Annotated in this window: 4 protein-coding genes; all 4 read right to left on the bottom strand. The window is 75.1% G+C overall.

What is annotated here, in order from left to right:
* Positions 1 to 230, bottom strand: a 230-nt coding sequence (locus AB0J09_RS58245) for a hypothetical protein (protein WP_360711754.1), incomplete at its 3' end; no start/stop codon positions are given.
* Positions 231 to 326: 96 nt separating this feature from the next.
* Positions 327 to 506, bottom strand: a complete 180-nt coding sequence (locus AB0J09_RS58240; RefSeq protein ID WP_360711752.1) for a hypothetical protein — start codon at positions 504 to 506, stop codon at positions 327 to 329.
* Between the two features lie 51 nt (positions 507 to 557).
* A complete protein-coding gene (locus AB0J09_RS58235; RefSeq protein ID WP_360711749.1) occupies positions 558 to 2,180 on the bottom strand; it encodes a SagB family peptide dehydrogenase in 1,623 nt (540 codons plus the stop codon).
* Positions 2,181 to 2,230: 50 nt separating this feature from the next.
* A partial coding sequence (locus AB0J09_RS58230) for a TOMM precursor leader peptide-binding protein (protein WP_360711747.1) occupies positions 2,231 to 4,069 on the bottom strand: 1,839 nt, incomplete at its 5' end.

Genomic DNA, 4,069 nt, shown 5'->3' with positions numbered 1-4,069 from the left:
GCGCCGGCCTGAGCGCCCTTCTCGCTCTGCGCAGCCCGGTTTGCCGCGTCGTGACACGCGAGCTCGTCCACCAGCCGCCACGTCCGGGTGCAGCGCATCCGGTCGAGCCCGGCCACCGGCAGCCCCGCGACGCGGACTACGAAGACAGGCGACAGTGCATAATCGGGATCAACGAGCCTTACCGGGTCGCCGTCCCCAGCGACGGGGACGGCGTGCGCTACATGGGTCAATGGAACGCGCTCCTCGTGGGGGTTCGTCAGGGGCCGAGGGCGCCCACGGCACGGGCGCCCTCGGCCCTGCTCGTCACATCAGTGGCCGTGCGGGCTCTACTCCTCCGGAGCCCAGCAGCTGGTGGCCGTCAGGTACGACGAGCAGTAGCCGGTGGCCGAGGAGGCGCCGGTCTCGATGGTGCCGTGGCCCTCCACCACGATGGAGTCGGCCGACACGACGTCAATGGAGTCGACGTCCAGGCCGCGCAGGTCGAGCTTGAGGTTCTCACCGGACATGTTTGTCTCCTTCTGAGATGAAGATGTCGAAATACTGTTGATCTGAACGGGTCACGCTGTCGCCGGAGTGGGCATCACCTCCCCGCGTACAAGGACCGGCATGGGGCGGGCCACCAGGGGCCCGCCGGTCGGTGGGGTGCCCATCGCCAGGAAGGACAGGCTCCGCAGGGGGGTTCCGACGAGGCCGAGCACCTCGTCGGTGGTCTCGTTGGCGCCGTCGGAGTGGATGCGTGTGGCCAGGCCCAATGCGGCGGCGGCCAGTGCGGCCCGCTGGGCCACCAGGCCCGCCTCCATCTGCTGCATGCGGTACCAGCGGTCGCCGAACAGGTGCGCGCCCGCGACCGGATCGCCCACGGGGACCAGCGCGGCGGCGGCCCCGCGCAGCGCCACCCGCGTGTTGGCCAGCAGCCGCCCGGTGGCCACGGCGTCCACCTGGCCGGCGCCGGCCAGTTCGTGGAGCGTGTGTCGTGCCGGGTCGTACCAGTAGGCGCCGCGGGGCAGCCCCTCCACCCGCAGGGACAGCAGGCACAGCGCGGTCGCGGCGGGCCCTGTCGCGGCACCGGGCAGGTCGGCCGGGTAGCCGCCGCCCGCCGCCACGAGCACGCCGCCGAGCGCTCCCTCCATGAGCGGCACCGGCCGGTAGCCGGCCAGTGGGGACGTACGGCGCGGCACCCCCGCGGCCGGCCAGGCCCCTGCCGCGGGCTCCGGAGCCGGGACGGCCCGGCCCGCCCACGCCGGTAGCCGCGGCCGCAGCGCCCCGGTCAGCTCTGGTGAGCCCGCCTCGTCCCGGGAGCCGCCGTCCGGGGACGTGGACGGGCCAAGGGAGGCGGACGTGCAGGCCCGGTGCAGGGCCGCGGCGGGGCCGTCGGGCATGGCCCTGGGCAGCGGCGTGCTCTCCCCCGCCGCCGGCTGCGACATCAGCTCGCCGGCACGGGAGGAGGCCGGCGGCTCACCGGCGCGGGCGTGGGGCAGGGTGAAGGTGAGCACGGCCAGCGCGGCCTCCCGGGCGCCGTCGAGCCCGAGCAGCCGGTCCACCTCACCGTCCGGGAACCGCAGGCAGGCCCGGCCCGCCAGTCCCAGCCGCCCGCCCACGGCCAGCGCCTGGGCCACGAGCACACCGGTCTCCTGGCAGATCAGGCGGTAGCCGAAGTCGCCGTACTTGAACATCGACCGCCAGAACACCGCGGACAGGACGACCGCCATGTCCGCCACAGGACCGTCCACGAGCAGGCCGGTCAGCGCCGGGACGTGGTCGCCGCCGCGCACGCGCTCCAGCTCGTGGTGGACCGGGTTGTAGTGGTACAGGGCGGCGGGCAGGTGCGGCTCGCCCGCGGCCACGTACGCCTCGATCGGGTACAGCCCTCCGCCTGACGGTGCGGGCCGGCCGGTGAGCAGCAGGGGCGGCCGCCCCTGGGGCTCGCCGCGGTCGTCGAGGTGGTGGGACCACACGAGCCTGGTCATGCCGAGCAGGTCCCGCAGCAGCTCGCCGATGAGGCCGAGGACCGAGCCGTCGCCGGCGGCCCAGGGCAGCCGCGCGCGTTCGGCGCCCGGGTAGCGCTTGTGCCTGGTCGGCGCGGCGGCCCAGTCGATGGACAGCGGGCCCCGGTTCCGCATGGCGGCCAGGTAGCGACGGGTGGCCGCGCCGGGCGCGCTCGTCGCCGTGGTCGTGTGCATCAGGGTCTGCCTCGCTTCCTTCGTCGTGCCCCAAGGGCTGTGGCGACCAGTCAGGGGAAAGGGTGAGGGTACGGGTTGAGCTCCGCGGGCCGCAGGTCGCGATTCCGGTAACCGAGGAGCCGTGGCAGGCTCAGCAACCGCGGCAGGCCGTGGACGCGCCGGTAACGGTGCCCGAACGTCATGGACGTCGTCCCCGGCACGATGACCTTCGCGCCGAACAGGCCGCACGCTCGCGCCTCGGGCGAGGTGATGTCGACGGCGATCACGTCGAGCCCGCCGGCCAGGTAGCGCCCGGCCAGCTCGGCCACGTCCGCGCAGAGGTCGTCGTGCTTGGGCCAGCCCACCCGGGCCGTCACCTCCGCCACGGTCAGCGCGGGCCCGTCCAGCGGCAGGAAGCCCAGCCGGTCGAACGCGTCCGGGTGGCCGTAGGTCAGGGGATGGTGCTCCAGCAGCCGCACCTCGCCGGAGTCGGCCGCCAGCCGAGCCGACGACGCCGGGTCGTAGCGTTCGACATGGCTCGCCAGCATCGGGCTCAGGTCCTCCAGCGCCCGGCGGAGCGCCCGTTCCGGGGCCAGGTGCGAGGCGGAGCCGCACAGTGCCCGCGGCCGGTCCGGCCGGCCCAGCGCGTCGACGGCCATCACCCAGAACACCGGTACCCGCTGCTCCAGCAGCGCGGCGAACGCGTGCACGTCGTAGCCCAGCCGGTCCCGCACCCGCTGGGCGAGCATCGGGATGCGGCGGTCGGCCGCCGAGCCGAGGTCGACGCGCGGGATGGGCATCCGGGCATACCAGGTGGCCAGGGCCGCGTCCCGCTCGGCCACCTCCAGCAGGCCGTACAGGATCGCCTCGGCCGGGTGGCCGCCCAGGGCACAGCCGTTGGAGCACTCGTAGGCGAATCCGAGGTCGTCCGCCGGGCGGGGGCCGAAGAAGGCGTAGCTCTCCGGTACCAGCACCGGCGCCTCCCGGCCGAAGGAGTACGCCCACACCCAGGACGTGGGCCGCTCCGGGTGGAAGCGGGTGAACAGGAAGCCTGGCTGGTCGTACCAGTCGTCGGGGTAGAGGCCCAGCGTGCGCGGGTCGAGGGCGTGGTCGGCGACGTCGTCGTACGCGGCGCGCACGACGGTCCGCCGGCCACGCGGGTGGATGCCGGCGATACGCTCCAGGGCCTCGGCGACGGCGGTGGCCCGCGCGGAGGCGAAGTCGTCGCTGCGGCCGTAGCCGTGGTGGCTCTCGTGCTCGGTGCGGGCCGGGCTGAGCCGGGCGACCGCCATCGGGCCGCCGCCGCGCTCCTGCGCGATCAGAGCCTGCACGATGCCGGTCTCCGCGTCGACGAACCGCTGTTCCAGTTCCGCCCCCCGGCCGCTGATGCCGCTGACCCGGAACGTCGCGGGATCCGGCTTGGGCGCCGGGCGCGGGACGTACTGCCCGGAGTGTGGACCGTCGTCCGGCCGCGCGCCGCAGTCGGGACAGAGCGGGTCGGGCAGGAAGGGGTGGCGGCGCACCGCGGCGGTCGGCAGGTGGACCTTCAGCAGCGCGCCAACGGTCCGCGCGGAGCCGGGGTCGTGCCGCAGCCGGTGAATCTCATCGGCGACCAGCGCGGCGACCGTATGCGCGACGAGCGGCGTGAGCAGGGCGCTGGGCCGCGAGTCGAGGTCCGCACCCCACCGCGCGCGCAGCATGTCACGCGCCACCGCGTCCGGCCGGTTGCCCGCGCGCCTCCGTCCCACACAGGTCGGGCAGCCGGGCCGGGACGGACGCGCGGCCGGGCCCACCAGTGCCCAGCCGGCCTCGATCCGCACCGGCAGCCACGGCACGTCCCGCTCGGCCGCGCGTCGCGCCACCGCGGGGTACGGCCGCACGTCGTCGGCGTCGCTCGCGACGACGATCGC

Origin of the sequence: Nonomuraea sp. NPDC049784 (assembly GCF_040659615.1) — a bacterium.
Lineage (GTDB): Bacteria > Actinomycetota > Actinomycetes > Streptosporangiales > Streptosporangiaceae > Nonomuraea.
Note: the sequence above shows the minus strand (reverse complement) of the source record. Positions and strands in the feature narration are given on the sequence as shown.